Source organism: Streptomyces sp. NPDC030798 (assembly GCF_055572275.1).
The window spans coordinates 400,060-423,341 of record NZ_JBVIDR010000006.1 but is presented as its reverse complement, the minus strand read 5'-3'; the positions used below and the strand labels follow the sequence as shown (position 1 = coordinate 423,341).

At 72.3% G+C, this 23,282-nt stretch carries 22 protein-coding genes; 15 read left to right on the top strand and 7 right to left on the bottom strand.

The window, feature by feature from the left end:
* Positions 1-17: 17 nt before the first annotated feature.
* From ACZ404_RS17155 to ACZ404_RS17135, 5 genes are all read left to right on the top strand, one after another.
* The gene (locus tag ACZ404_RS17155) at positions 18-1,325 is read left to right on the top strand and encodes a sensor histidine kinase (RefSeq protein WP_468440617.1); all 1,308 of its coding nucleotides are present in this window, start codon (positions 18-20) and stop codon (positions 1,323-1,325) included.
* Positions 1,322-2,002: a response regulator gene (locus ACZ404_RS17150; protein WP_468440521.1), complete on the top strand. Its 681-nt coding sequence runs from the start codon at positions 1,322-1,324 to the stop codon at positions 2,000-2,002. The genes ACZ404_RS17155 and ACZ404_RS17150 overlap by 4 nt, the downstream gene beginning before the upstream one ends.
* Before the next feature lie 94 nt (positions 2,003-2,096).
* The gene (locus ACZ404_RS17145) at positions 2,097-3,452 is read left to right on the top strand and encodes a sensor histidine kinase (RefSeq protein ID WP_468440519.1); all 1,356 of its coding nucleotides are present in this window, start codon (positions 2,097-2,099) and stop codon (positions 3,450-3,452) included.
* Positions 3,449-4,114, top strand: a complete 666-nt coding sequence (locus tag ACZ404_RS17140; RefSeq protein ID WP_468440517.1) for a response regulator — start codon at positions 3,449-3,451, stop codon at positions 4,112-4,114. Before ACZ404_RS17145 ends, ACZ404_RS17140 begins: the two co-directional genes overlap by 4 nt.
* A 19-nt stretch (positions 4,115-4,133) precedes the next feature.
* Positions 4,134-5,357 (top strand): cytochrome P450, encoded by a 1,224-nt coding sequence (locus ACZ404_RS17135; RefSeq protein ID WP_468440515.1) that lies wholly within the window; start codon positions 4,134-4,136, stop codon positions 5,355-5,357.
* Positions 5,358-5,386: 29 nt separating this feature from the next.
* Here the strand turns inward: ACZ404_RS17135 and ACZ404_RS17130 are convergent, their stop codons facing one another.
* Positions 5,387-6,232 (bottom strand): diacylglycerol kinase family protein, encoded by an 846-nt coding sequence (locus ACZ404_RS17130; protein WP_468440513.1) that lies wholly within the window; start codon positions 6,230-6,232, stop codon positions 5,387-5,389.
* A gap of 197 nt (positions 6,233-6,429) precedes the next feature.
* Between ACZ404_RS17130 and ACZ404_RS17125 the strand changes: the two genes are divergently transcribed.
* From ACZ404_RS17125 to ACZ404_RS17115, 3 genes are all read left to right on the top strand, one after another.
* Positions 6,430-7,713 (top strand): adenylosuccinate synthase, encoded by a 1,284-nt coding sequence (locus ACZ404_RS17125; RefSeq protein WP_468440511.1) that lies wholly within the window; start codon positions 6,430-6,432, stop codon positions 7,711-7,713.
* Between the two features lie 83 nt (positions 7,714-7,796).
* Complete coding sequence (locus tag ACZ404_RS17120; protein ID WP_468440509.1) at positions 7,797-8,009, top strand: hypothetical protein; 213 nt, start codon at positions 7,797-7,799, stop codon at positions 8,007-8,009.
* A gap of 148 nt (positions 8,010-8,157) precedes the next feature.
* Positions 8,158-9,960 carry a bifunctional metallophosphatase/5'-nucleotidase gene (locus ACZ404_RS17115; protein WP_468440507.1) on the top strand — a complete coding sequence of 601 codons (1,803 nt, stop codon included), beginning with the start codon at positions 8,158-8,160 and terminating at the stop codon, positions 9,958-9,960.
* 80 nt (positions 9,961-10,040) lie between these two features.
* Here ACZ404_RS17115 and ACZ404_RS17110 read toward each other — a convergent pair whose 3' ends face one another.
* The 4 genes from ACZ404_RS17110 to ACZ404_RS17095 all read right to left on the bottom strand — a co-directional run bounded on the left by ACZ404_RS17110 (position 10,041) and on the right by ACZ404_RS17095 (position 15,522).
* Entirely contained in the window at positions 10,041-10,691 is a 651-nt protein-coding gene (locus ACZ404_RS17110) for a hypothetical protein (protein WP_468440505.1), read from the bottom strand.
* Positions 10,692-10,772: 81 nt separating this feature from the next.
* The gene (locus ACZ404_RS17105) at positions 10,773-13,367 is read right to left on the bottom strand and encodes a glycosyltransferase (protein ID WP_468440503.1); all 2,595 of its coding nucleotides are present in this window, start codon (positions 13,365-13,367) and stop codon (positions 10,773-10,775) included.
* Positions 13,364-14,056 carry a GntR family transcriptional regulator gene (locus tag ACZ404_RS17100; RefSeq protein WP_468440501.1) on the bottom strand — a complete coding sequence of 231 codons (693 nt, stop codon included), beginning with the start codon at positions 14,054-14,056 and terminating at the stop codon, positions 13,364-13,366. The genes ACZ404_RS17105 and ACZ404_RS17100 overlap by 4 nt, the downstream gene beginning before the upstream one ends.
* Before the next feature lie 110 nt (positions 14,057-14,166).
* Complete coding sequence (locus ACZ404_RS17095) at positions 14,167-15,522, bottom strand: aminotransferase class III-fold pyridoxal phosphate-dependent enzyme (RefSeq protein WP_468440499.1); 1,356 nt, start codon at positions 15,520-15,522, stop codon at positions 14,167-14,169.
* A gap of 223 nt (positions 15,523-15,745) precedes the next feature.
* Here ACZ404_RS17095 and ACZ404_RS17090 point away from each other — a divergent pair, with 223 nt between their 5' ends.
* Positions 15,746-17,848 (top strand): serine/threonine-protein kinase, encoded by a 2,103-nt coding sequence (locus tag ACZ404_RS17090; RefSeq protein WP_468440497.1) that lies wholly within the window; start codon positions 15,746-15,748, stop codon positions 17,846-17,848.
* A 25-nt stretch (positions 17,849-17,873) separates the two neighbouring features.
* Here the strand turns inward: ACZ404_RS17090 and ACZ404_RS17085 are convergent, their stop codons facing one another.
* Complete coding sequence (locus ACZ404_RS17085) at positions 17,874-18,623, bottom strand: SLATT domain-containing protein (protein ID WP_468440495.1); 750 nt, start codon at positions 18,621-18,623, stop codon at positions 17,874-17,876.
* 280 nt (positions 18,624-18,903) lie between these two features.
* On the opposite strand from ACZ404_RS17085, the gene ACZ404_RS17080 reads away from it, so the two are divergent.
* The 3 genes from ACZ404_RS17080 to ACZ404_RS17070 are packed head-to-tail and all read left to right on the top strand — an operon-like array spanning position 18,904 to position 20,554.
* Positions 18,904-19,248, top strand: coding sequence for a YbaB/EbfC family nucleoid-associated protein (locus ACZ404_RS17080; RefSeq protein WP_381653888.1), 345 nt, complete (start codon positions 18,904-18,906; stop codon positions 19,246-19,248).
* Between the two features lie 51 nt (positions 19,249-19,299).
* On the top strand, positions 19,300-19,899 hold the full coding sequence (recR, locus tag ACZ404_RS17075; RefSeq protein ID WP_468440492.1) for a recombination mediator RecR: 600 nt from the start codon (positions 19,300-19,302) through the stop codon (positions 19,897-19,899).
* Positions 19,892-20,554 (top strand): DUF5063 domain-containing protein, encoded by a 663-nt coding sequence (locus ACZ404_RS17070; protein ID WP_468440490.1) that lies wholly within the window; start codon positions 19,892-19,894, stop codon positions 20,552-20,554. The genes recR and ACZ404_RS17070 overlap by 8 nt, the downstream gene beginning before the upstream one ends.
* Here ACZ404_RS17070 and ACZ404_RS17065 read toward each other — a convergent pair.
* The gene (locus ACZ404_RS17065; protein WP_468440488.1) at positions 20,505-20,945 is read right to left on the bottom strand and encodes a hypothetical protein; all 441 of its coding nucleotides are present in this window, start codon (positions 20,943-20,945) and stop codon (positions 20,505-20,507) included. The two genes, ACZ404_RS17070 and ACZ404_RS17065, sit on opposite strands and share 50 nt — an antisense overlap.
* 96 nt (positions 20,946-21,041) lie before the next feature.
* On the opposite strand from ACZ404_RS17065, the gene ACZ404_RS17060 reads away from it, so the two are divergent.
* The 3 genes from ACZ404_RS17060 to ACZ404_RS17050 are packed head-to-tail and all read left to right on the top strand — an operon-like array spanning position 21,042 to position 23,154.
* A complete protein-coding gene (locus ACZ404_RS17060) occupies positions 21,042-21,818 on the top strand; it encodes a helix-turn-helix domain-containing protein (RefSeq protein ID WP_468440615.1) in 777 nt (258 codons plus the stop codon).
* Complete coding sequence (locus ACZ404_RS17055; RefSeq protein WP_468440486.1) at positions 21,815-22,000, top strand: DUF397 domain-containing protein; 186 nt, start codon at positions 21,815-21,817, stop codon at positions 21,998-22,000. The genes ACZ404_RS17060 and ACZ404_RS17055 overlap by 4 nt, the downstream gene beginning before the upstream one ends.
* Positions 21,997-23,154, top strand: a complete 1,158-nt coding sequence (locus ACZ404_RS17050; protein WP_468440484.1) for a bifunctional class I SAM-dependent methyltransferase/NUDIX hydrolase — start codon at positions 21,997-21,999, stop codon at positions 23,152-23,154. Before ACZ404_RS17055 ends, ACZ404_RS17050 begins: the two co-directional genes overlap by 4 nt.
* Positions 23,155-23,282 lie beyond the last annotated feature (128 nt).

The following is a 23,282-nucleotide window of genomic DNA, read 5'->3' as shown; positions in this document are numbered from 1 at the left end:
GGTGGTCGCGGCGCCGGATGCGGGTGCTGCGCGAGGACCTGTGGACCCTGCGGGCGGATCCGCTGCCCGCGTCCGTGTGGCTGCGCTGGCTGCCGCACGGGCTGCTGTTCATGGTCGCGTTCGGGGTGACGCTCGGCGCCGCGGCACAGCTCGCGGACAACGGGCACCTGGAGTCCGAAACCGCCTTCCTGATCGCGCTCGCGCAGGGCGGTGCGGTCGTCCTGGCGATGTGGCGGCCCGTCGCGGGCTGGTGGCTGTCGATGACCGGGACCGTGGTGGGAGCCGTGGCCGTCCACGGCAGGCTGGCCATGGTGGCCGACGTGACGTTCACCTGGCCCTGGAGCTCGGCCGGCATCGTCGCGCACCTGTTCGTCCTGCTGCTGCTCGCGCTGCGGGTGCGCACCCGGGTGTCGGTCGAGGCGCTGGGCCTGACCGTGCTGGTCACCTACCTCCTGGAAGGCGTGTGGGGCGCCACCCACTACCAGCCCACCGGGGTCGTCACGGTGGTCCTCTGCGCGGTCGTCGTGCTGCTCGGCACCGCCCTGCGCGGCCGCCGGGAGGCACGCGCCGAACTCGTCGAGCAGACCACCCTCACCGCCGAGGAGCGGGCCCGCCGCACCCTGCTGGAGGAGCGCAGCCGCATCGCGCGGGAGCTGCACGACGTGGTCGCGCACCACATGTCGGTCATCTCCATCCAGGCGCAGGTCGCCCCGCACCTCGTCGAGGACCCCTCGCGGGAGCTGGTCGAGAACCTGGCGGGCATCCGGGAGAACGCCGTCCAGGCGCTGACCGAGCTGCGCCGGGTGCTGGGGGTGCTGCGTTCGGAGAACCCCGACGAGCCGTACGCCCTGGGGGACCCCGGCACCGTGGCGGCCCCGGACGCCCCCCAGCCCACCCTGGACCGGCTCGACGCGCTGATCGAGAACACCCGCGCGGCCGGGCTGGACGTCACCTCCGAGGTCCGGGGCAGGGTGCGGCCCTGCGGTCCGGGCGTGGAGCTGTCGGCGTACCGGATCGTGCAGGAGGCGCTGAGCAACGCCCTGCGGCACGCGCCGGGTTCCCGGGTGCGGGTCGAGGTCGCGCATGTGCCGGACGGGCTGCGGCTCACGGTGACCAACTCCCGCCCGCGACGCCCCGCCCCGCCCTCCCCGGGCGCCGGGCACGGGCTGCTCGGCATGCGGGAGCGCGCGACGATGCTCGGGGGCAGTGTCACCGCGGCCGCGACCCCGGACGGCGGGTTCTCGGTCTCGGCCTTCCTCCCCCGGGACGGGGTCCGTCCCACGCCCCTGCCCGATCTGCCCACGACAGGAGAACAGACCGCATGACGAGCGGCGCCGGCACCATCCGCGTACTCATCGCCGACGACCAGGAGATGGTCCGGCAGGGCTTCACCGTGCTGCTCGACATCAAGCCCGACATCGACGTGGTCGGGCAGGCGGTGGACGGTCTGGACGCGATCGCCAAGGTCGGCGAACTGAGCCCGGACGTGGTTTTGATGGACATCCGGATGCCCACCCTGGGCGGCATCGAGGCCACGCAGCGCATCACGGAGGACCACCCGGACATCAGGGTCCTGGTGCTGACCACCTTCGACCTGGACGAGTACGTGTACGACGCGCTGCGCGCCGGCGCCTCCGGGTTCCTGCTCAAGGACGCCTCGGCGGACCAGCTGGCCGAGGCCGTGCGGGTCGTGGCGGCCGGTGACGCGCTGCTCGCCCCGGGCGTCACCCGGCGGCTGATCACCGAGTTCTCCCGGCTGGACGGTTCCCGGCGGGCCCCGCTGGGGCAGCGCGTCGGCGCCCTGACCGAGCGGGAGACGGAGGTGCTGGTGCTGATCGCGCAGGGCCTGTCCAACGCGGAGATCGCCGGGCGGCTGGTCGTCGCCGAGCAGACCGTGAAGACCCATGTGGGCCGCATCCTGGTGAAGCTGAGCCTGCGCGACCGGACCCAGGCGGCGGTGTTCGCCTACGAGTCGGGTCTGGTCCGGCCGGGCGGCCGCTGACTCCCGGGGCGCGCCCGTAGTACCTGAGACGGATGCCCGAGAACCCCTCTCGCAGGGGACGACCCCCACGCCCGCGGCGGCCTACCGTGTGGCCGTGACCGAGACCACGCACACGCAGACGACACCGCCGGGCGCGGCCGCCAGGCCGCGCAGCCCGGAGTTCCGGCTGGCCGCGGACGCCCTGCGCGGGCTGCGGCAGGACCTGCTCCGGGGCGCCTTCGCCTACCGCCCGCTGCCGCCCCTGGGCGTCGACGGCCGGCTCACCCGCCATCTGCCCGGCCGCCTCCGCGGGTACGCGCCCTGGCTTCCGCATGCGCTGGTGACCGCCGTGGGCGTGGTGGCGATGCTGGGCAACCTGGCGAGCAACCGGGACGACGGGATCGCGGGAGTGCTGTGCGGGCTGTTCGCCCTGATCCCGGTGCTGCTCACCCTGGTCCGTCCGGCCGGCGCGTTCTGGCTGTCGCTCGCCGCGACGACGATCACGTCCGTGCTCGCCTCGAGCTGGGACAGCTGGCCGTGGCTGCCGGGCAGCTTCGTCTCCCATCTGGCGGTGCTCACGGTGGTGGCGATACGCACCCGCCCGCGGACGGCGGCGTGGATGTGGCTGCTCACCGCGGCGTACGGCACCTGGTTCGACACCGTCCTCGGTGCGAGCCACTACGAGGTCAACGTGGCGCCCATGCTGATCCTCTCGGCGCTGCTGCTGCTGGCCGTCACCGTCCGGCACGTCCGGCGCGAGGCCCAGCAGGAGGTGACCGCCCAGCAGACCGTGACCGCCGTGGAGCGCTCGCGGCGCGCGCTGCTGGAGGAGCGCACCACCATCGCCCGCGAGCTGCACGACGTGGTCGCCCACCACATGTCGGTGGTCGCCATCCAGGCGGAGGCGGCCCCGTACCGGGTGGAGAACCCGCCGCCGGAGCTGGAGAAGGCGTTCGCCACCATCCGGGAGAACGCGGTCGCCGCCCTGACCGAGCTGCGCCGGGTGCTGGGCGTCGTCCGTGCGGAGGACTACGAGGCGCCGGACGCCCCGCAGCCCACCCTCGCCGACCTGGACGGGCTGCTCGCCAACGTGCGCGAGGCCGGGCTGGACGTGGAGAAGGCGGTGACCGGCGCGGTGCGCGAACTGCCGCAGGGCGTCGAGCTGTCGGCGTACCGGATCGTGCAGGAGGCGCTGAGCAACACCCTGCGGCACGCGCCGGGGGCGAGCGCGCGGGTGGAGATCGGCTATGTCCTCGGCGGCCTGGGCCTGCGCGTCCTCAACGGCCCGCCGCCCGCCCCGGGGTTGGTGAAGCCCTCGCCGGGCGCCGGGCACGGCATCACCGGGATGCGGGAGCGCGTCTCCATGCTGAACGGCGAGATGACGGCGGGCCCGACGGCCGACGCGGGCTACGAGGTGACGGTGTTCCTGCCGGTACCGGCGACCGGCCCCGGGATCGAGGACGGCGCATGACGATCCGCGTCCTCATAGCGGACGACCAGATGATGGTCCGCGAGGGCTTCTCGGTCCTGCTGAACGCGATGCCGGACATCGAGGTCGCCGGCGAGGCAGTCAACGGGCGGGAGGCGGTCGAACGGGTCCGTGAACTCGCCCCGGACGTGGTGCTGATGGACATCCGGATGCCGGAGCTGAACGGCATCGAGGCGACCCGGGAGATCGTCGCTGCGGACGCGGCGGCGAAGGTGCTGGTGCTGACCACCTTCGACCTGGACGAGTACGTGTACCAGGCGCTGCGGGCGGGGGCCTCCGGCTTCCTGCTGAAGGACGCCTCGGCCCGCCGGCTCGCGGACGGGGTACGGGTGGTGGCGGCCGGGGAGGCGCTGCTCGCCCCGTCGGTGACGAGGCGGCTGATCACCGAGTTCTCCCGCCTCGGGGAGGCCCGGCCCCTGATGCCGGGGGCGCTGGCTGCGCACGGGGAGCTGACGGAGCGGGAGACGGAGGTGCTGGTGCTGATCGCGCAGGGCCTGTCCAACGCGGAGATAGCCGGGCGGCTGGTGGTGGCGGAGTCCACGATCAAGACGCATGTGAGCCGGATCCTGGTGAAGCTGGGCCTGCGCGACCGTACCCAGGCGGCGGTGTTCGCGTACGAGGCGAGGCTGGTCACACCGGGGTGAGCCGGGCTAGCGTCCGTCCATGGCAGCTGCTTCCGACCTCGCTTTCGACCCCTGGGACCCGGCGTTCCTCGCCGACCCGTACCCGGCCTACGCGGAGCTGCGGGCGAGCGGCCGGGTGATCCGGTACGAGCCGACCGACCAGTGGCTGGTCCCGCACCACGCGGACGTCTCGGCGCTGCTGCGGGACCGCCGGCTCGGCCGCACCTACCAGCACCGGTTCTCGCACGAGGAGTTCGGCCGGACCGCGCCCCCGGCGGCGCACGAGCCGTTCCACACGCTCAACGACCACGGCATGCTCGACCTGGAGCCGCCGGACCACACCCGGATCCGGCGCCTGGTGTCGAAGGCCTTCACCCCGCGCACGGTGGAGCGGCTGCGGCCGTACGTGCACGAGCTGGCGGACGGCCTGGTGGCCGCCCTGGTCGAGGCGGGCGGCGGCGACCTGCTCGCGGACGTGGCGGAGCCGCTGCCGGTGGCCGTGATCGCCGAGATGCTGGGCATCCCGGAGGCGGACCGGGACCGGCTGCGGCCGTGGTCGGCGGACATCTGCGGGATGTACGAGCTGAACCCCGACGAGGAGACGGCGGCGCGGGCGGTCCGGGCGTCGGTGGAGTTCTCGGAGTACCTGCGGGAGCTGATCGCGGCCCGCCGCAAGGAGCCGGGCGAGGACCTCGTCTCGGGGCTGATCGCGGCACACGACGAGGACGACGACCGGCTGACCCAGCAGGAGATGATCTCCACGGCGGTCCTGCTGCTCAACGCGGGCCACGAGGCGACGGTCAACGCGACGGTGAACGGCTGGTGGGCCCTGTTCCGCCACCCGGACCAGCTCGCCGCCCTGCGCGCCGACCACTCCCTCGTCCCCTCGGCCGTCGAGGAACTGCTGCGCTACGACACCCCGCTGCAGCTCTTCGAGCGCTGGGTCCTGGACGACATCGAGATCGACGGTACGACGATCCCGCGCGGCTCGGAGATCGCCATGCTGTTCGGTTCCGCCAACCACGACCCGGCGGTCTTCACCGAGCCCGGCCGCCTGGACCTGACCCGCGCGGACAACCCGCACATCTCCTTCAGCGCCGGCATCCACTACTGCATCGGCGCCCCGCTGGCCCGCATCGAACTCGCGGCCTCGATGACCGCTCTCCTGCGCCGGGCCCCGACCCTGACCCTGGCGGCGGAGCCGGAGCGGAAGCCGAACTTCGTGATGCGGGGGTTGCGGGGGCTGGAGGTGAGGGTGGCCTGATCCGAGCTCGAGCAGTACCTCGACCGACCTCAGCCCGCCGTGGTCGGCAGCACCAGCCCCCAGGCGCCTTCCGCCACGCGCCAGGTGCGTCTGCGCACCGGGCCCGAGACCGCCGAGTCCGCGCGGTAGCGGAAGTCGGCGCCGACCACCGTCACCGTCCGGCCGGACGTCCGTATGGGCGTCGCCTCCGCGCCCACCGACAGCGGGCGGACCTCCACCTCCGCCACGCCCCCCGTGCCCGGCGTCACCGAGACCGTCTCCACCGGGTGGTCCAGGTCCACCACCGTCGCGCCGTCCACCTCCACCCGCACCCGGGCCGGCCCGGGGGAGGGCACGGCGGCCAGGCGGGGCGGCCGCGGGGCCAGGGTGCGCACCAGGGAGCGGTACCAGGGCCGGCCGGAGGCGGCCGCCACCGGCGCCGGGACGGCCGCACGGCGCGGTGCCGGCGGAATGCCCAGCGCGCCCAGCACCACCCCGTCGCTGTCGTCCACCAGCAGGTCCAGGCGCCGCTCCACCCCGTCCAGCGCGGCCCGCGCCGCTGCCACGGCCCCGCTCGGCACGCCGAGCGACTCCGCCAGGCCCAGCGCGGCGCCCACCGGCACCACCGACAGCGCGCATCCGGCCAGTTCCCGGTGCCGGTGCAGCAGCGTCACGGCCCGCACCAGCGCACGGTCGTCACCGACCACGACCGGGCGCCGGGACCCCCGCCTGCCGAGCGCCCGGGCGAATTCCTCGGGCCCCTCCGGCAGGCAGACCTTGGCGGCGGCACCCGCGCTGAGCACGTCTTTCGCGATCCGTACGGACTCTCCGTCCCTCTGCCGTGCCGCCGGGTCGATGATCACCAGCAGCTGATCGGACGTCGCGAAAGTCGCCACCTCGGTCCTGCCTCGCTTCCTCGGGTAGCATCTTTGTGCAAGAGCCCCTTGCGCTATTGCGCCAGGGGCTTCGTCTATTCCGGGGCATCCGGTCCGACGGTTGTGCGACCAAAGGCGGTCGCGGTGGTACGCGGCGGTGAACCTTACGCCCACGCCCCCGACCTTGGACATGCCCCGCCCGGAAGGGGTGTACGCGCGTGCCCGCACTTGTGCTGCTCGGTGCTCAGTGGGGTGACGAAGGCAAGGGAAAGGCGACGGATCTCCTCGGTGGCTCCGTCGATTATGTGGTGCGTTACCAGGGCGGCAACAACGCCGGCCACACGGTGGTCGTCGGCGACCAGAAGTACGCACTCCACCTCCTCCCTTCCGGAATCCTCTCGCCTTCGTGTGTTCCGGTCATCGGCAACGGTGTCGTCGTCGACCCGTCGGTCCTGCTCTCCGAGCTGAGCGGTCTGAACGAGCGTGGCGTCGACACGTCCAAGCTCCTGATCAGTGGTAACGCGCACGTCATCACGCCGTACAACGTGACCGTCGACAAGGTGACGGAACGCTTCCTCGGCAAGCGCAAGATCGGCACCACCGGCCGCGGCATCGGCCCGACCTACGCCGACAAGATCAACCGCGTGGGCATCCGGGTCCAGGACCTGTACGACGAGTCGATCCTCACCCAGAAGGTGGAGGCGGCCCTCGACGTCAAGAACCAGATCCTCACCAAGCTGTACAACCGGCGCGCGATCGCCGTCGGCCAGGTCGTCGAGGAGCTGCTGGGCTACGCGGCGCAGATCGAGCCGTACGTCGCCGACACGGTCCTGGTCCTGAACCAGGCGCTGGAGGAGAACAAGGTCGTCCTGTTCGAGGGCGGCCAGGGCACTCTGCTGGACATCGACCACGGCACGTACCCCTTCGTCACCTCGTCCAACCCGACGGCGGGCGGCGCCTGCACCGGTGCGGGCGTCGGGCCGACGAAGATCAGCCGCGTGATCGGCATCCTCAAGGCGTACACGACCCGTGTCGGCGCCGGCCCGTTCCCCACCGAGCTCTTCGACGAGGACGGCGACGCGCTGCGCCGCATCGGCGGCGAGCGGGGTGTCACCACCGGCCGTGACCGCCGCTGCGGCTGGTTCGACGCGGTCATCGCCCGCTACGCGACCCGCGTGAACGGCCTGACCGACTTCTTCCTCACCAAGCTCGACGTCCTCACCGGCTGGGAGCAGATCCCGGTCTGCGTGGCCTACGAGATCGACGGCAAGCGGGTCGAGGAGCTGCCGTACTCCCAGTCCGACTTCCACCACGCGAAGCCGGTCTACGAGACCCTGCCCGGCTGGTCCGAGGACATCACCAAGGCCAAGTCCTTCTCGGACCTCCCGAAGAACGCCCAGAACTACGTCAAGGCGCTGGAGGAGATGTCCGGCGCCCCGATCTCCGCGATCGGCGTGGGCCCGGGCCGCGACGAGACGATCGAGATCAACTCCTTCCTCTGAGCCTCGGGCCCACACCCCCGCCAGGACGGCCGGCCCCCGCGCCGGCCGTCCCGGTGGCCATCGGGGCGGTGCACAATCGAGGTATGAGCGTGCACCGGAGCGCGCGATGCCGGGGACCGTACGGTGGCGAGGGCGAGCATGCCGACGGCACGGACTGCTCCGACGCCGCCGTCTTCGAGGTCGCCCGGTACAACAGGCCCCCGCTCTCGGTGTGCCCGGTGCATCTGGGCCCTTCGCTGCTCCTGGCGAGCGGGGTGCTCTGGCCGCCGGAGATCCGGCTCATCGGCCGCCCCTGATGATCTGGTCCTTTCTGGCTGATTCTTGACCTGGACATGGTCTTTTCCTGGTTCCCGGCTCCGGCGGGGCGCGAGCACGATCTACGCGGGTAGCCCCCGCACGGCACGTCATCCGCTCACGTCCACGCCTGCCTCCCAGGAGCCTCGCATGCCCCTCAGTCCCATGAATCGCCGGGAGTTCGTGAAGAAGTCGGCCGTCACCGGGGCGGCCGTCGCCGCCGCAGGCGGCGCCCTGGCGGGGCCCGCGCAGGCCGCCGAGGAGAACAGCGGGCACCGGCCGCGCACCTGGTCCTTCTCCATCCTCGGGACCACCGACCTGCACAGCCATGTCTTCGACTGGGACTACTACAGGGACGCCCCCTACAGCGACAAGGCGGGCAACTCGGTGGGGGTGGCCCGGGTTGCCACGCTCATCAAGCAGCAGCGGGAGGCGAAGGGGGAGGAGCGCGTTCTGCTCGTCGACGCAGGCGACATCATCCAGGGGACGTCGCTGGCCTACTACTTCGCCCGCGTCGATCCCATCACCGACGGCGTCGAGCACCCGATGGCCGTCGCCATGAACCACATGCGCTACGACGCCGCCGCCCTCGGCAACCACGAGTTCAACTACGGCATCGACGTGCTGCGGAAGTTCGAGAGCCAGTGCCGCTTCCCGCTGCTCGGCGCCAACGCGCTCGACGCGAAGACCCTGCGGCCGGCCTTCCCGCCCTACACCGTGAAGCGGATCTGCGTTCCCGGTGCCCCGGACATCAAGGTCGGCATCCTCGGCCTGACCAACCCCGGCATCGCGCTGTGGGACAAGGACAACGTCAGCGGGAAGATGGTGTTCCCGGGGCTGGTGGAGCAGGCGAAGAAGTACGTGCCGCGGCTGCGGGCGCTGGGCTGCGACGTCGTGTTCCTGACCGACCACTCCGGCCTGGACGGGTCCTCCTCGTACGGGGACGAGCTGCCGTACGTCGAGAACGCCTCCAACCTCGTCGCCGAGCAGGTGCCCGGCATCGACGCGATCCTCGTCGGACACACCCACGTGGAAGTGCCGTCGTACACCGTCAAGAACGAGCAGACCGGCGAGGAGGTGCTGCTCTCGGAGCCCTACTGCTGGGGTTACCGGCTGAGCGTCTTCGACTTCGAGCTCGAGCTGCACCACGGCCAGTGGCGGGTCACCGGCAAGACGGCGCAGACCCTCAACCCCAACACGGTGGACGAGGACCCGGAGATCAAGCGGCTGCTGGAGGCCGACCACGAGCTGGTCGTGAAGTACGTCAACACGGCGGTCGGCACGTGTACGGCGGATCTGTCCGCGGCGGAGTCCTGCTGGAAGGACGTGCCGATCATGGACTTCATCCACAAGGTGCAGATGGACTCCGTGCAGGCCGGACTGTCCGCGGCCGACGCGGCGCTGCCGCTGATCTCGGTCGCCGCGCCGTTCAGCCGCACCGCGGACATCCCCCAGGGCAACGTCACCATCAAGGACATCGCCGGGCTCTACATCTACGACAACACCCTCTACGGCAAGAAGCTGACGGGCGCCCAGCTCAAGGACTACCTGGAGTACGCGGCGAAGTACTACCACCAGGTGCCCGCCGGCACGAAGGTGGACACCGCCACCCTGACGAACGCCAACAGCTTCTGGGACTACATGTACGACACCGCCGCCGGCGTCGACTACGAGATCGACATCGCGCAGGCCGAGGGGTCGCGCATCAAGAACCTCACGTACGGCGGCGCACCGGTCGCCGACGACCAGGTCTTCGTCGTGGCCGTCAACAACTACCGGGCCAACGGCGGCTCCGGCTACCCGCACATCGCCTCGGCCGACATCGCCTACAGCTCGACCAACGAGATCCGGCAGCTCATGATCGACTACGTGACCGCGAAGAAGACCCTCGATCCGGCCGACTTCGCCGTCACCAACTGGAAGCTGACGCAGGCCGGGACGCCGGTGTTCTGAGCCCCGCCACCCCTTGCCCCGGACGTTCCGGGCACATCCTGAGGTCGGCGGCCTCCCGCTGCCGACCGATGGAGAAGGTGTCAGCTGAAGACGATCATCGACCCCTGCGCCAGGGAGCGTGTCGCCGCCGCGTGCAGGCCGAGCCAGACGTGCCGTTCGCGGGCGAAGGGGCTGGGGTCGTACGGCGCGGGCGCGGCCGGCTGCTCCAGCTCCGTCGGGGCGGAGGGCGGCGCGGGCGCGGCCGGGGGGTTGGCCGGGTCGATGCCGATCGTCGGCGCCACGTACTCCAGCTCCCGCAGCAGGCTCTGCGAGGAGCCCAACGGGCCGCCGCCGGCGAGGAGTTCGTCGTTGGACAGCGGGTGCGGGAAGTCCACCGGGACGTACGCGCCCGCGTGGTCGTAGTGCCAGACCAGGTGGGACTGCTGGGCGGTCGACTCGAACATCTCCAGCAACTGCTCGTAGTCGCCGCCGAGTTCGTCCACCGGAGTCACCGGCAGGCCGCACACCTGCAGCAGATAGGCCCGGCGCAGGAAATGCAGCGCGTCGTAGTCGAAACCGGCCACCGGGGCGACCTCGCCGGACAGGCCCGGCATGTACTGGTAGACCGGCACCGGAGGGAGTCCGGCGGCGGCCAGCGCGTTGTTGTAGTGCGCGAGTTCCTCCGCGAACGGGTTGTCCGGGGTGTGGCACAACACGTCCACGAGCGGTACCAGCCACAGGTCACAGGCCAAAGAGGGCTCCTCGCATCGGCAGGCGCGCGGTGCACGCACGGCAGCAGGTGGTCAGGGAAGGGTAGTCGGTGCGGGTGCGGCTCAGCTCCCCCTGTACGAACCGTGCAGGTCCCATACCCACACCCCGCCGGTCCACGTCCCGTCGCGCCCGGTCAGCTTCCGCAGGGTCGTGCGCAGGGCGCCCGCGTGCGGCTGCGGGGGCAGCACCAGGACGCCCGCCCTCCAGTGGGCGAAGTCCTGCCGGGCCCGCGCCCGCGCCTGCGGGCCGATCAGCGGGACCAGGCCGGTGGAACCGACCTCGCGGAGCATGCCGGCGGTGTAGCGCGGGGCGGCGCCGTAGATGCCGCGGCGGTCGTCCGTGCCCCGGGGGCCGTTGAAGTAGCCGCCGGGCAGCTTGAACGCGAAGTGGGCGGTGGTCTGCCAGTGCAGCGCCTCCGCGTCGCCGGAGTCGGGCAGCGGTACCGGGACCAGGGTCTCGCCGTCATGGACGTACGACCGCCACGTGCCGTCCGCGACGAACGCCGGCACGGCCACCCGGTCCGCGGACCGCAGTGGCGCCGGGACCAGCGGGAGCAGCGCGACGGCGACGCCGAGCAGGGCGAGGTGGCGGCTGCCCCGGTGCGGTGAGGCGGCCGCGCGGTCGAGGGCGAGGGCGAGCAGCATGCCGAGCGCGGGGGCGCAGATCATCGCCAGCCGGCCCTCGATGACCGAGTCGAACAGCGGCAGGCGGGCGAGCAGGGCCCAGGGGCCGGGGCAGACGGTGTCGGTCAGCGGGATGCGGATCCTCGGCCCGAGCGAGAGGACGGCCGCCGCCACCGCGGTGAACGCCAGCGCCTTCACCAGAGCGCGCCCCCACAGCCGTACGGCGATCGTGAACGCCACGGCGGTCAGCGGCCAGCCGTAGAAGGCGTTCTGCTCGGTCGGATTCAGGGACAGCGCGCCGGCGGTCCCCGCGTCGCCCGCGATCAGCGAGCGGTCGGAGAAGGCGAGCAGGGACAGGGGGCTGTTGCCCGCGTTGTCGTGCGCGATGCCCCCGTAGCTCTGCGCACCGGCGAACTGCCAGTACAGCGGGTACGCCACCAGCGGCAGACAGACCGCCGCGCCGATCAGCAGCCCCCGCAGCAGCGGGCGCCGGGCCGCCCGGGCCACGTCCCGGCGTACGGCGCCATAGGCGGCGGCGAACAGCAGCATGCCGAGGGAGGCGAGCAGCAGCGGCTCCTCGCCGAGGAAGACCTGGTAGGCCGCCATCAGGCCGAGCACGATCCCGTCCCGGACCACGCGGGTGCCCGTGGCCAGGCGCAGGACGCGGTCGATCAGCAGCGGGACCATGAAGAGGACGACGAAGTTGGGGTGCGCGTTGGCGTGGCTGACCATCGGGGGTGCGAACGCCGCGAGGGACGCGCCGACGAAGGCCGCCGGGCGCCGTCGTACGACCCGTTTCACCAGCAGCCGGTACCAGGCGGCGGCGGTGGCGGCGAGGCCCAGCGTCATGCACAGGCTGAGGGACACGGCGGGGCCCCAGAGCAGCGTGACGGGGGTGAGGGGCACCGACAGGCCCAGCATCACCGTGTTGGCCATCAGGTTGACGCCGTCGGGGAAGCCCTGGAGGTCGGTGAACAGGGGGTTGTGGAGCTGGGCGACGTTGTGCGCGGTGACCGCGAAGAACCACTCCCACTGGTTCTGGTCCTGCAGGGAGTCGGTGAGATACCGGTGGGAGGGGTCGAAGAAGCGGCCCGCGTAGAGGGCCACCGACATCAGCAGGAACAGGGCGGTGGCGAGCAGGTCGGCGGGGCGCAGGGCACGGGCGCGGATGCGGGCGAGGTCGGTGAGGGCGCGGGCGTAGTCGAGGGGGCCGACCTTCGAGCCGGGGCGGTGGCTCCAGCGGACCGGGACCTCGGCGACCGGCCAGCCGGCGCGCTGGAAGTGGCGCAGCACCTCCACGTCGATGCCCCAGCCGTCCACGCGGGCGGCGGCGAAGGCCTCCCGGGCGCGGTCCCCGTCGAACAGTTTGAAGCCGCACTGGGTGTCCCGGATGCCGGGGACGGTGGTGCGGCGTATCAGGAGGTTGCCGGCCCGGCCGAGCAGTTCGCGGACGCGGTGCTGGCGGTCGGTGATGTCGGCGCCGGGGACCGAGCGGGACGCGATCGCCGCCGCGTTGCCCTCGGCGAGCGCCTTGTCGAGGTGGGCCAGTTCCTCGATGGGGGCGGAGAGGTCGGCGTCGGTGATCAGGACGCGGTGGCCGCGGGAGGCGGCGACGCCGAGGCGGAGGGCGTGGCCCTTGCCTCGGTGGGTGGGGCTGGTGAGCAGGCGTATGCGGGGGTCGTCGAGGGCGGGGAGGGCGGGGGTGGCGTCGGTGGAACCGTCGTCTATGACGATCAGTTCCCAGGGGCGGGGTTCGTGGGTCGTGAGGTGGGCGGTGATGGCGTCGAGGGTGGGGGCCAGGCGGTGTTCCTCGTTGTAGGCCGGGACGAGGACCGACAGGTGGACGGCGGGGCCGGTTCCGGACGCCGCCCCGGCTTCGCCTCCGGCGGTTCTTTCGCTCCCACCCGAACCACCCGAACCACCCGTGCTGCTTCCGTGGACGGGGGCGGGAGCGGCTTCCTCGGCGGGCGCGGTGGGGCCCTCGGGGGCCGGATCGCCGGTGGCGGCCCTCGGGTGGGGGGCTGGGCCTGTCATCGGGGGGCCAGGCGTTCCAGGAGGGACAGGGAGTGGGTGTTCGCGGCGGCGACGATCGCCTGGGCCGAGGCGGGCTCGCGGCGGGCCAGGGCGTCGACCAGCTCGGTGTGGCCGGCCCACAGGCGGCCCCGGACGTCGGGCAGCCGGCGCAGGTGCTGGACCGCGCACACCCAGGACTGCACCCGCAGCCGGTGCAGGAAGTCGGCCAGGTAGGGATTGCCGAACAGGCCGCTCAGCTCGCGCCAGAAGCGCAGGTCGTAGCCGATCAGCACGGTGAGGTCACCGGACGCCGCCGCCCGCTGGGCCTCCTCGCCGCGCCGGCGCACCGCGGCCAGGGCCGCCGCCGTACGCGGGTTGTCCATGTCGAGGAGGGCGGGGTGACCGGCGGTGAGCGCCTGGAACATGCCGTCGGTGACCAGGCTCCGCGCCTCGATCATGCCCCGGTAGTCGGCGAGGGAGTACTCCGGGACACGGAACCCGCGGTGCTGGTCGGCCTCCAGGATGCCCTGCGCCGACAGGTCCACCAGCGCCTCACGGACCGGGGTCGCGGAGACGCCGTACTGCTCGGCGATCTCCTTGACCGTGAACGCCCGGCCCGGTTGCAGCCGCCCCGCCAGCACCTCGTCGCGCAGTGCGTCCGCGATCTGCTGGCGCAGGGTGCTGCGCGTCACGGCGCCTTTGCCGGGCATCGTCGGGCTTCTCCTCACGCGTTCGGGTGACGTACTCGCACGTACTCGCCATCTCTTACGAGCACGCCACCTTACGCGTTCGGATCTTCCCGGCGGCAGCTGCCGTTCGGCTACACGGTGTACGTGTCCGCCACGCCCAGCGCGGCGTCCAGCGCGGCCAGGCCCTCCTTCAGCTCGGCCTCCGTCACGTTGCACGGCGGCACCACATGGGTGCGGTTCATGTTCACGAAGGGCCACAGGCCGTGCTGCTTGGCGGCGGCCGCGAACGCGGTCATCGGGGCGTTCGCCTCGCCGGCCGCGTTGTACGGCACCAGCGGCTCCCGGGTCTCCCGGTTGCGGACCAGGTCCAGCGCCCAGAACATGCCGACGCCGCGCACCTCGCCCACGCTCGGGTGCCGCTCCGCCAGCTCGGCGAGGGCCGGGCCGAGGACCGTCTCGCCGAGCCGCCCGGCGTTCTCGACCACACCCTCCTCCGCCATCGCGTGGATCGTGGCGACGGCGGCGGCGCAGGCCAGCGGGTGCCCGGAGTAGGTGAGCCCGCCGGGGTAGGGCCGCTTGCCGAAGGTCTCCGCGATCTTCTGCGAGATGGCGACACCGCCGAGCGGGACGTAACCCGAGTTCACACCCTTGGCGAAGGTCATCAGGTCCGGGACGACGCCGAAGAGATCGGCGGCGAACCACTCGCCGGTGCGGCCGAACCCGGCCATGACCTCGTCCAGGACGAAGACGATGCCGTACTTGTCGCACAGCTCGCGGACCCCGGCCAGATAGCCGGGCGGCGGGACCATGATCCCGGCCGTGCCGGGGATGGTCTCCAGGACGATCGCCGCGATGGTGCCCGGACCCTCGAAGGCGATCGTCGTCTCCAGGTGCTCCAGCGCCCGCTGGGCCTCCTGCTCCTCGGTCTCGGCGTAGAAGCGCGAGCGGTACAGGAAGGGCGCCCAGAAGTGGACGACCCCGGCACTGGCGCTGTCGGAGGCCCAGCGGCGCGGGTCACCGGTGATGTTCACGGCCTGCTGGGTGCCGCCGTGGTACGAGCGGTACGCCGAGAGCACCTTCGCGCGGCCCGTGTGCAGCCGGGCCATGCGCACCGCGTGCTCGACGGCGTCCGCGCCGCCGTTGGTGAAGAAGATCTTGTCCAGGTCGCCGGGCGTCCGCTCGGCGATCAGCCGGGCCGCCTCCGAACGCGCCTCCACGGCGAACGCGGGCGCGAACGTCGTCATCCTCGCGGCCTGCTCCTGGATCGCGGCGACGACCTTGGGGTGCTGGTAGCCGATGTTGGTGTAGACGAGCCCGCTGGTGAAGTCCAGGTAGCGCTTGCCGTCGTAGTCCCAGAAGTACGACCCCTCGGCGCCGGCGACGGCGAGCGGGTCGATGAGGTCCTGGGCGGACCAGGAGTGGAAGACGTGCGCACGGTCCGCGGCCTTCACCGCGGCGCCGGCGTCGGGATGGGGCTGAGGGGTCATGCGGGCGAGCGTAGGCGGGCGCTGCGCGGGCGCGACATCGGCGTCCTGTTCCGTGGGCGGGGGGAAAGCGCGACAGATTGTCGAACGGAGCGGGTTCCGTGAGCCGGCCGGGCGGGCAGCCCCGGCTGTTACGGAACCGTAGACACGGCCCCGCGCGGGGGTGCGGGAGATCGCACTATTCTCGGTCCGTTGCAGACCTTATGGGGGGGAAGGCGGCGCGGGGATGGACAAGCTGGGACCGGGGGATCCGCACCGGATCGGGGCCTACCGGCTGCTGGCGCGGCTCGGCGCGGGCGGTATGGGGCACGTGTACCTGGCCCGGTCGGACCGGGGCCGTACCGTCGCCGTGAAGCTGGTCCGCGAGGAGCTGGCCGAGCAGGAGGAGTTCCGGGCGCGCTTCCGGCAGGAGGTGCAGGCCGCGCGCCGGGTCGGCGGGTACTGGACCGCACCCGTGCTGGACGCGGACACCGAGGCGGCGGTGCCCTGGGTCGCCACCGGGTACGTGGCAGGGCCCAGCCTGCAGCAGGTCGTCGGGCACGATCACGGGGCGCTGCCCGAGCGGTCGGTACGGATCCTCGCGGCCGGGCTCGCGCACGCGCTGAAGGACATCCACGCGGCGGGGATCGTGCACCGGGATCTGAAGCCGTCGAACGTGCTGGTGACCATCGACGGGCCGCGCGTGATCGACTTCGGGATCGCGCGGGCGATGGAGACGCTGGCGGGGGACGGGCTGACCCGTACCGGGTCGCTGGTGGGGTCGCCCGGGTTCATGGCGCCGGAGCAGGTGCGGGGGGACCGGATCACGCCGGCGTGCGACGTGTTCTGCCTGGGGTCCGTGCTGGCGTACGCGGCGACCGGGGTGCTGCCGTTCGGGGGCGCCAACAGCGGGGTGCACGCGCTGATGTTCCGGATCGCCCAGGAGGAGCCGGACCTGGAGGGGGTGCCGGAGGGGATCGCGGATCTCGTGCGGGACTGTCTGAAGAAGGATCCTGCTGCGCGGCCTTCGCTGGAGGGGATCCTGGAGCGGACGGGGGCGGAGGACACCGTGGCCGGGGGGCGGACCCGGGATCCCTGGCTGCCGGGGGCGTTGGTGGCGCAGTTGGGGCGGCATGCGGTGCAGTTGCTCGAGGCCGAGGATCCGTCGGAGGGCGGTGCGGCTTCGGGGGCGGGGGTGGACGCCCGGCCTTCGGCCGGGTCCGGGTTCCCACCCGCACCACCGGTGCGGGAAGCGTCGTCGGGTGCGGGTGGCCCCGGTGGGGCGGATTCGCCGTCGGCGGGTGCGGGGCCGTTCGCCGCGGGTGCGGGTGCGGGTGCGGGTGCGGGTGTGGGTGCTGGTGCGCCGTCTGCCGGTGCTGCCGGGGCCGGTGCCGGGGACGCGCCCGCCGGGGCGCCTGCTGTGCCTGCTTGGGTTCAGCATCGGCGTGGGGCGTCGCCGGAGCATGCGGCTGTTGCCGATGGCGGTGTGGCGCCTCCGCCTCCTCCGGGGGAGCCCGGTGGGCCGGGTGTCAATCACGCGCCGACCGTCGTGTCCGGGCAGACGCCGCCGCCCGGGTTCGGGGCGCCGCCGGCGTACGGGTATCCGCAGCAGGCTCAGCCGCATCCGCAGGCCCCTTCTCTTCCGCACCCCCAGCCTCATTCCGCGCCGCCCTACGGTTACCCGCAGCCGGGGTACAACCCCTACGGCGGTGGGCTCGGTGCCACCCCGCCCTACGGGCCGCCCCCCGTCGGCGTGCCGCAGGAGCCGGAGCGTGGCAACCGGCGGTCCACCGCGCTGCTCGTCGTGATCGCGCTGGTGGTGGCGCTGGGGGCGGGCGGGTCCGTGTACGCGCTGATGAAGAGCGGCGGCGGTACGGACGACAAGGGAGGCGGCACGGTCAGCCCGGCGCCCACGACGGCCACCGCGCCGCCGTCCGGGGCGGACACGCCCACGCCCTCCGCGCCGTCCACCTCCGCGTCCGCCTCCTCCGACGGCGCGATCCCGGACGCCTACCTGGGCACCTGGGAGACGACCATCGACAACGCCAACGGCTCCAACACCCGCGAACTGACCATCCGCCAGGGCAAGGTGGGCGACACGGTGCTCACGCTCGTCGCGGACGGCCCGACGGACGGCGGTGGCACGTACCACTGCGTCTTCGAGGCCGAACTCGCCGAACAGCCCAGTGGAAGCGGGCCGTTGGAGATCGGGCCGTCGAGCGTGACGAGCGGTGACCCCATGTCCTCGTGCTCGCCCGGTGAGGCCACCGAGGTCACGCTCCTGTCGGACGGGCGGCTGCGGCGGGCGAAGGCCTCGGGCGGGGAGAGCCTTGTCTACAGCAAGCAGTGAGCCCCGGCACAGTCCCGGACAGGGCCTAGCGTGGCTCCGGGGGGCGTTGCCTCGGCATGTTCGGACGCGTGCCGTTGGCCGGGGGCAGGGGGAACCTGCCGACGGGGGCGGCCGGGTCGGTGCGCGAGCCGGAGGCCACCGCCGCCTGGATGCCCAGGGGGGCAGGGCCGGTCCGGAACTCCACCATCCAGTCGGCGGTCTCCGTACGGACCAGCTCCAGTACGTCCTCCGAGAACCGGCGCAGCACCCCCAGGCACCGCTCGGCGGCCTCGGCGGCCGTGCCCTCGGCCGGGCCCAGGACCTCACGCACGCACTCCGAGGCCCAGTCGAACTGCAGGATCTGGAGCCGCCGCTGCACGGCCTGGGCGGTGGCCACGTCCCTTATCCAGCCGGAGGTGACCCCGAAGAACCGGTCCACCCCGACGCACGCCACCGCGAGCATCAGCGCCAGGTAGCCCCAGGGCGCCACCCCGCCGACCACTCCGGTCAGGTCCAGCAGCGGCAGGGCCGCCCCGCACACCGCTCCCGCCGCCGCTCCGGCGCGCAGCGCCCGTGCGCCCCGGCGTTTCCACACCCGGTCCTCGAGATACCAGGCCGCCGTCTGCAGGGCCCCCCGCTCCACCCACCGGTACAGCTCGTCGAGCCGCTCGGCGGGCTCGCCCCAGTCGCCGAGCGGGAACGTCCGTGCGGTCAGGTCGCCCGGCCGCAGTCGGGCCGCGCCCTCGCCCCGTCCGTCCTGAGGCCGACCCTCGGGCTGCATCTCCGGCTGACCCACCCGGCACTCCCTACTGAACGACAGCGGACACGGCACCGACCCCGCAAGGACAGGTCACCGCACGCAAACGGTCACAGTGCGTGACGCCGCGCGTCGACACGCGGGTCCTTTCCTACCGCCCAATGGGTGGCCCGGTCGTGGCTTTCCCGCCTTTTCCGCCCGGACGGGGGCCTTGGTCGGGTATAGGACACCCGCATCTCTCACTCGAAAGAGTGGCGGGGCGGTGGCCGCGTGGACCACGTAGGCTCGTGCCAAGGAGTAGGACGTAGAGGAGCTGATCGTGATCCCCGGTGGTGGCCAGCCCAACATGCAGCAGTTGCTCCAGCAGGCCCAGAAGATGCAGCAGGATCTGCAGCGGGCCCAGGAGGAACTGGCGAACACGGAGGTCGACGGGCAGGCGGGCGGCGGCCTCGTGCGGGCCACCGTGACCGGCGCCGGCGAACTGCGGGCTCTGAAGATCGACCCGAAGGCGGTGGACCCGGAGGACACCGAGACCCTCGCCGACCTGATCGTGGCGGCCGTGCAGGCGGCCAACGAGAACGCGCAGACTCTCCAGCAGCAGAAGCTGGGCCCGCTGGCCCAGGGGCTGGGCGGCGGCAGTGGGATCCCCGGTCTGCCGTTCTGACGCCGGGCCAACTACCGTACGTACCGAAAGGTCTCCAGGAAGGGCAGTCCGTTGTACGAAGGCGTGGTCCAGGACCTCATCGACGAGCTGGGGCGGCTGCCCGGCGTCGGTCCGAAGAGCGCGCAGCGGATCGCCTTCCACATCCTGCAGGCCGAGCCGACGGACGTGAAGCGGCTCGCGCAGGCACTTCTGGAAGTGAAGGCGAAGGTCCGCTTCTGCGCGACCTGCGGGAACGTGGCGCAGGAGGAGCTGTGCGCCATCTGCCGCGACCCGCGCCGGGACCCCGCCGTCATCTGTGTGGTGGAGGAGCCGAAGGACGTCGTGGCGATCGAGCGGACCCGCGAGTTCCGCGGCCGTTACCACGTCCTGGGCGGCGCGATCAGCCCCATCGAGGGCGTCGGTCCCGACGACCTGCGTATACGAGAACTTCTCGCGCGGTTGGCCGACGGGACGGTCACGGAGCTGATCCTGGCCACGGACCCCAACCTGGAGGGCGAGGCGACGGCCACGTACCTCGCCCGCATGATCAAGCCCATGGGCCTGAAGGTCACCCGCCTGGCCAGCGGCCTCCCGGTGGGTGGCGACCTGGAATACGCGGACGAGGTCACCCTCGGCCGCGCCTTCGAGGGGAGACGACTCCTAGATGTCTGACGCCACGCTGCACGCCACAGCGCAGAACCCGGACGACTTCGCGGTGCAGATCGCGGACCAGGTCGAGAGCTTCCTGGTGGCCGTCACCGAGGTGGCGAAGGGCGACGAGCCGGCCTCGGCCGTCCCCTTCCTCCTCCTGGAGGTCTCCCAGCTCCTGCTGGCCGGCGGCCGTCTCGGCGCACACGAGGACATCGTCCCCGACGAGCGCTACGAGCCGGACACCGGCCCGGACGCCGACGTGGACCAGCTCCGCGAGAACCTGGTGCGCCTGCTGGACCCGGTCGACGTCTACTCCGAGGTGTTCGACCCCTACGAGCCCCGCACGGCCCCGGTGCCGGCCCGTATCTCGGACGACCTCGCCGACGTGATCACCGACCTCCGCCACGGCATGGCCCACTACCGCGCGGGCCGCACCACCGAGGCGCTGTGGTGGTGGCAGTTCTCCTACTTCTCCAACTGGGGGCCGACGGCGTCCGCCGTCCTGCGCGCCCTGCAGTCGGTCCTCATCCACGTCCGCCTCGACCAGCCCCTCGAGGAACTCGACGGCCTCGACACCGACCAGCCGGCCATGGGCGACGAGACCCTGGAGTTCGAGGCGGGCCGCGTCATGGCGGAGGAGATCGGCGGCCCCCTGGGGATCCGCCAGGGGCAGTGACCACGAGCAGCGCCGCGGCGTCGACGAACGGCGCGGTCGGCGTCGGCTCGCTGTACCAGCGCAGCGGCCAGGTGTCCCCGTCCAGCGCCGGTACGCCGACGTAGGTCACGCTGCGGTCGGTCCGCAGCCCGAAGTACTGCACGCCGAGCGGCCAGTCGTAGCGGTGCACGACGCCGGGCGGGAGCAGGAAGTACACCCACCGCCTCCCGCCGCCGCCCTCGCACACAATGGGCCCCGCGTCCCCGTCCCCGCGCTCCATCAGCCATTCGGCGACGGCCTCCCCCCGTCTCCCCTCGATCCGCACGGCGTCGAAGTGCACCCCGGCCACGCGCAGCCGGTGCCCGCGCAAGGGCACCCAGGGGGGCCGGTGAATTCCGTTGGTCATGGTCACAGAGTTGCGTGGTTGTGGCTACCCTCGGTAGTGACCCAGGTGCTACACGCCGAGGTGTACCGGCCGGAGGTGCGAGCTGTGACCCAGTCGCCGCCCATGTGGCGCTTCAGCGGCAACCAGATGAAACGCTGGCGCACGAAGGCGAATGTCAGCCGAGAGCAACTGGCCGCCGCCGCCAACTACTCCCCGGACACCATCAAGGCGATGGAGCAGGGGGTACGCATGCCGACGCCCCGGGTCCTCGACGCGGCGGACGAACTGTGCCGGGCGGAGGGCCTGCTGAGCGCCGCGAAGGACTACTTGAGCAGGGAGAAGTTCCCGCCGCGGGCTCAGGAGTTCATGGAGCGGGAGAGGGAGGCGATCGGTCGCTGGTCCTACGACGCCACGTACATCCCGGGGCTGTTGCAGACAAGGGGATACACGCGGACCCTCATCGAGAACCGTTACCCGCCCTTGGACGAGGAGACGGTGGAGGAGCGGATCACCGGCCGAATGGAGCGGCAGGCGATCCTCACCGAGCGAAAGCCGCCCGTGGCCCTGAGCTTCGTCGTCTACGAGGCTGCGCTGCGCAGTCCTTTGGTGGACGCCGAACAACTGCGCCGTCTGCTCGAGGTCTCCCTCCTGCGCAATGTCGCGTTGCAGGTCCTCCCTTTCCCACGGGCCGTTCCGGCGGCATTGCTGGGTCCCATGGTGTTGCTGGAGACCCGTGACCACGAGCGGTTCGCTTACGCTGAGGGCCAGTTGGGGAGCCAACTGTCGGCCGAACCAGATGTTGTGAGCCGTACGATCGAGCGGCTCAGCATGATCCGTGCAGAGGCCCTCAGCCCAGCAGATTCGGCCCGTTTCATCCAGCGGATGGTGGATCAGCCATGAGTGACCAGCTGAACTGGTTCAAGTCGAGCTACAGCGACGACGAGGGCGGTGACTGCGTCGAGGTCGCGTTCGCCACCCGCATCCGCGTCCGCGACTCCAAGAACCCCACCGGTCCGCAACTCCACCTCCCCGCCCCCGTCTGGTCGGCGTTCGTCTCCGCGCTTCGGCCCGCGGGGCGGTGAACGCCGAGGAGGTCAACGCGGAGGCCTGGCGCGCCTACGGGGAACACCACGTCCGGCGGGGGACCCACCTGCCGGAGGTGGACCGGATCGCCTGGGGCCCCGGGGAGGGCGGGCCGGGGGACGAGGTGCTCGGGGACCTGGCCGGCCGGCGTGTGCTGGACCTGGGCTGCGGCCCGGCCCGGCACGCGGCCCATCTCGTCCGTGCCCACGGGGCGCTGGTGGACGCGGTCGACGCCTCGGCCGGCCAGTTGCAGCGCGCCCGCTCCCGGTACCCCGACCTGCCCGGGCTCCGGCTCGTCCACGCGGACGCCGTCGAGCACCTGCGCACGGCGGCGCCGTACGACGTGATCGTCTCCCTGAGCACCTTGCACTTCCTGGACCCTCACCGGCTGCTGCCCGTCCTGGCCGCGGCCCTCCGGCCAGGAGGCCGGCTGTACTGCACGGTGCTGCACACCAACTCCTGGGGTGACGGTCCCACCTCGGCCGTCGCCCCCCGCCCGGAGATTCTGCGGTTGGCCGGTGGCGGCGCCCTGACCGTGCAGATGTGGGTGCTCACCCCGGACGTCTGGGCTGAGCTGCTCGAACACCATGGACTGCGCGTGGAGGGCGTCACCGTACTCGACGCCCCGGAGACCGGGAACCACGCTTCCTACCGGCTCTTCGAGGTCCGTCGCCCGGCCCGTGTCACCGCTCGCCCGCGCACCGCCATGCCGCCGGTGGCCCACGCGGCGGCAGGTGTCGGCGCCGTGTTGCTCGGGCCCCGCGGCCTGCTGCTGGGCCGCCATCGCCGGGGCACGGTCGAACTGCCCGGCGGGACGGTGGAACCGGGCGAGTCACTGCAGGAGACGGTCGTCCGCGAACTCGCCGAGGAGACCGGTCTGCGTGCCGAGCCGTCCGACGTCCGCCTGCTGGGGACATTGGTGGACCAGGTCGGCGGGGTCGTCCGGATCACCTTCGGCGCGATCGTCACCGACTGGCGCGGTGAACCGTCCGACCAGCCCGATGAGCGCGTCGGCGACTGGCGGTGGTGGCCGCTGGACGCGCTGCCGCCCGGTCTCTTCGAGTGCAGCGCCCAGATCCTCACCGCATGGCGCCCCGATCTGCCGATCGACCATCCCCCGGCCCACTTCACCCCGTTCGCCGGCTCACTGTGACCCGGGGCACTTTTCGCGTGGCGGGCGGCGGGCTGGGCAGGTACTCGGGGCGAGTGGACGATGTCTCACCATGCGGGAGCAGGGGGGCGGATATCGGACGCTCGTTAGACTGAGCCGACACAAACGAA

What these genes read in the sequence shown, in the direction of transcription:
- ACZ404_RS17155 (WP_468440617.1), top strand. Translation starts at nt 18, where the DNA reads ATGCGGGTGCTGCGCGAGGACCTGTGGACCCTGCGGGCGGATCCGCTG.
- ACZ404_RS17150 (WP_468440521.1), top strand. Translation starts at nt 1,322, where the DNA reads ATGACGAGCGGCGCCGGCACCATCCGCGTACTCATCGCCGACGACCAG.
- ACZ404_RS17140 (WP_468440517.1), top strand. Translation starts at nt 3,449, where the DNA reads ATGACGATCCGCGTCCTCATAGCGGACGACCAGATGATGGTCCGCGAG.
- ACZ404_RS17135 (WP_468440515.1), top strand. Translation starts at nt 4,134, where the DNA reads ATGGCAGCTGCTTCCGACCTCGCTTTCGACCCCTGGGACCCGGCGTTC.
- ACZ404_RS17120 (WP_468440509.1), top strand. Translation starts at nt 7,797, where the DNA reads ATGAGCGTGCACCGGAGCGCGCGATGCCGGGGACCGTACGGTGGCGAG.
- ACZ404_RS17115 (WP_468440507.1), top strand. Translation starts at nt 8,158, where the DNA reads ATGCCCCTCAGTCCCATGAATCGCCGGGAGTTCGTGAAGAAGTCGGCC.
- ACZ404_RS17105 (WP_468440503.1), bottom strand. Translation starts at nt 13,367, where the DNA reads ATGACAGGCCCAGCCCCCCACCCGAGGGCCGCCACCGGCGATCCGGCC.
- ACZ404_RS17100 (WP_468440501.1), bottom strand. Translation starts at nt 14,056, where the DNA reads ATGCCCGGCAAAGGCGCCGTGACGCGCAGCACCCTGCGCCAGCAGATC.
- ACZ404_RS17095 (WP_468440499.1), bottom strand. Translation starts at nt 15,522, where the DNA reads ATGACCCCTCAGCCCCATCCCGACGCCGGCGCCGCGGTGAAGGCCGCG.
- ACZ404_RS17090 (WP_468440497.1), top strand. Translation starts at nt 15,746, where the DNA reads ATGGACAAGCTGGGACCGGGGGATCCGCACCGGATCGGGGCCTACCGG.
- ACZ404_RS17070 (WP_468440490.1), top strand. Translation starts at nt 19,892, where the DNA reads ATGTCTGACGCCACGCTGCACGCCACAGCGCAGAACCCGGACGACTTC.
- ACZ404_RS17060 (WP_468440615.1), top strand. Translation starts at nt 21,042, where the DNA reads ATGTGGCGCTTCAGCGGCAACCAGATGAAACGCTGGCGCACGAAGGCG.
- ACZ404_RS17055 (WP_468440486.1), top strand. Translation starts at nt 21,815, where the DNA reads ATGAGTGACCAGCTGAACTGGTTCAAGTCGAGCTACAGCGACGACGAG.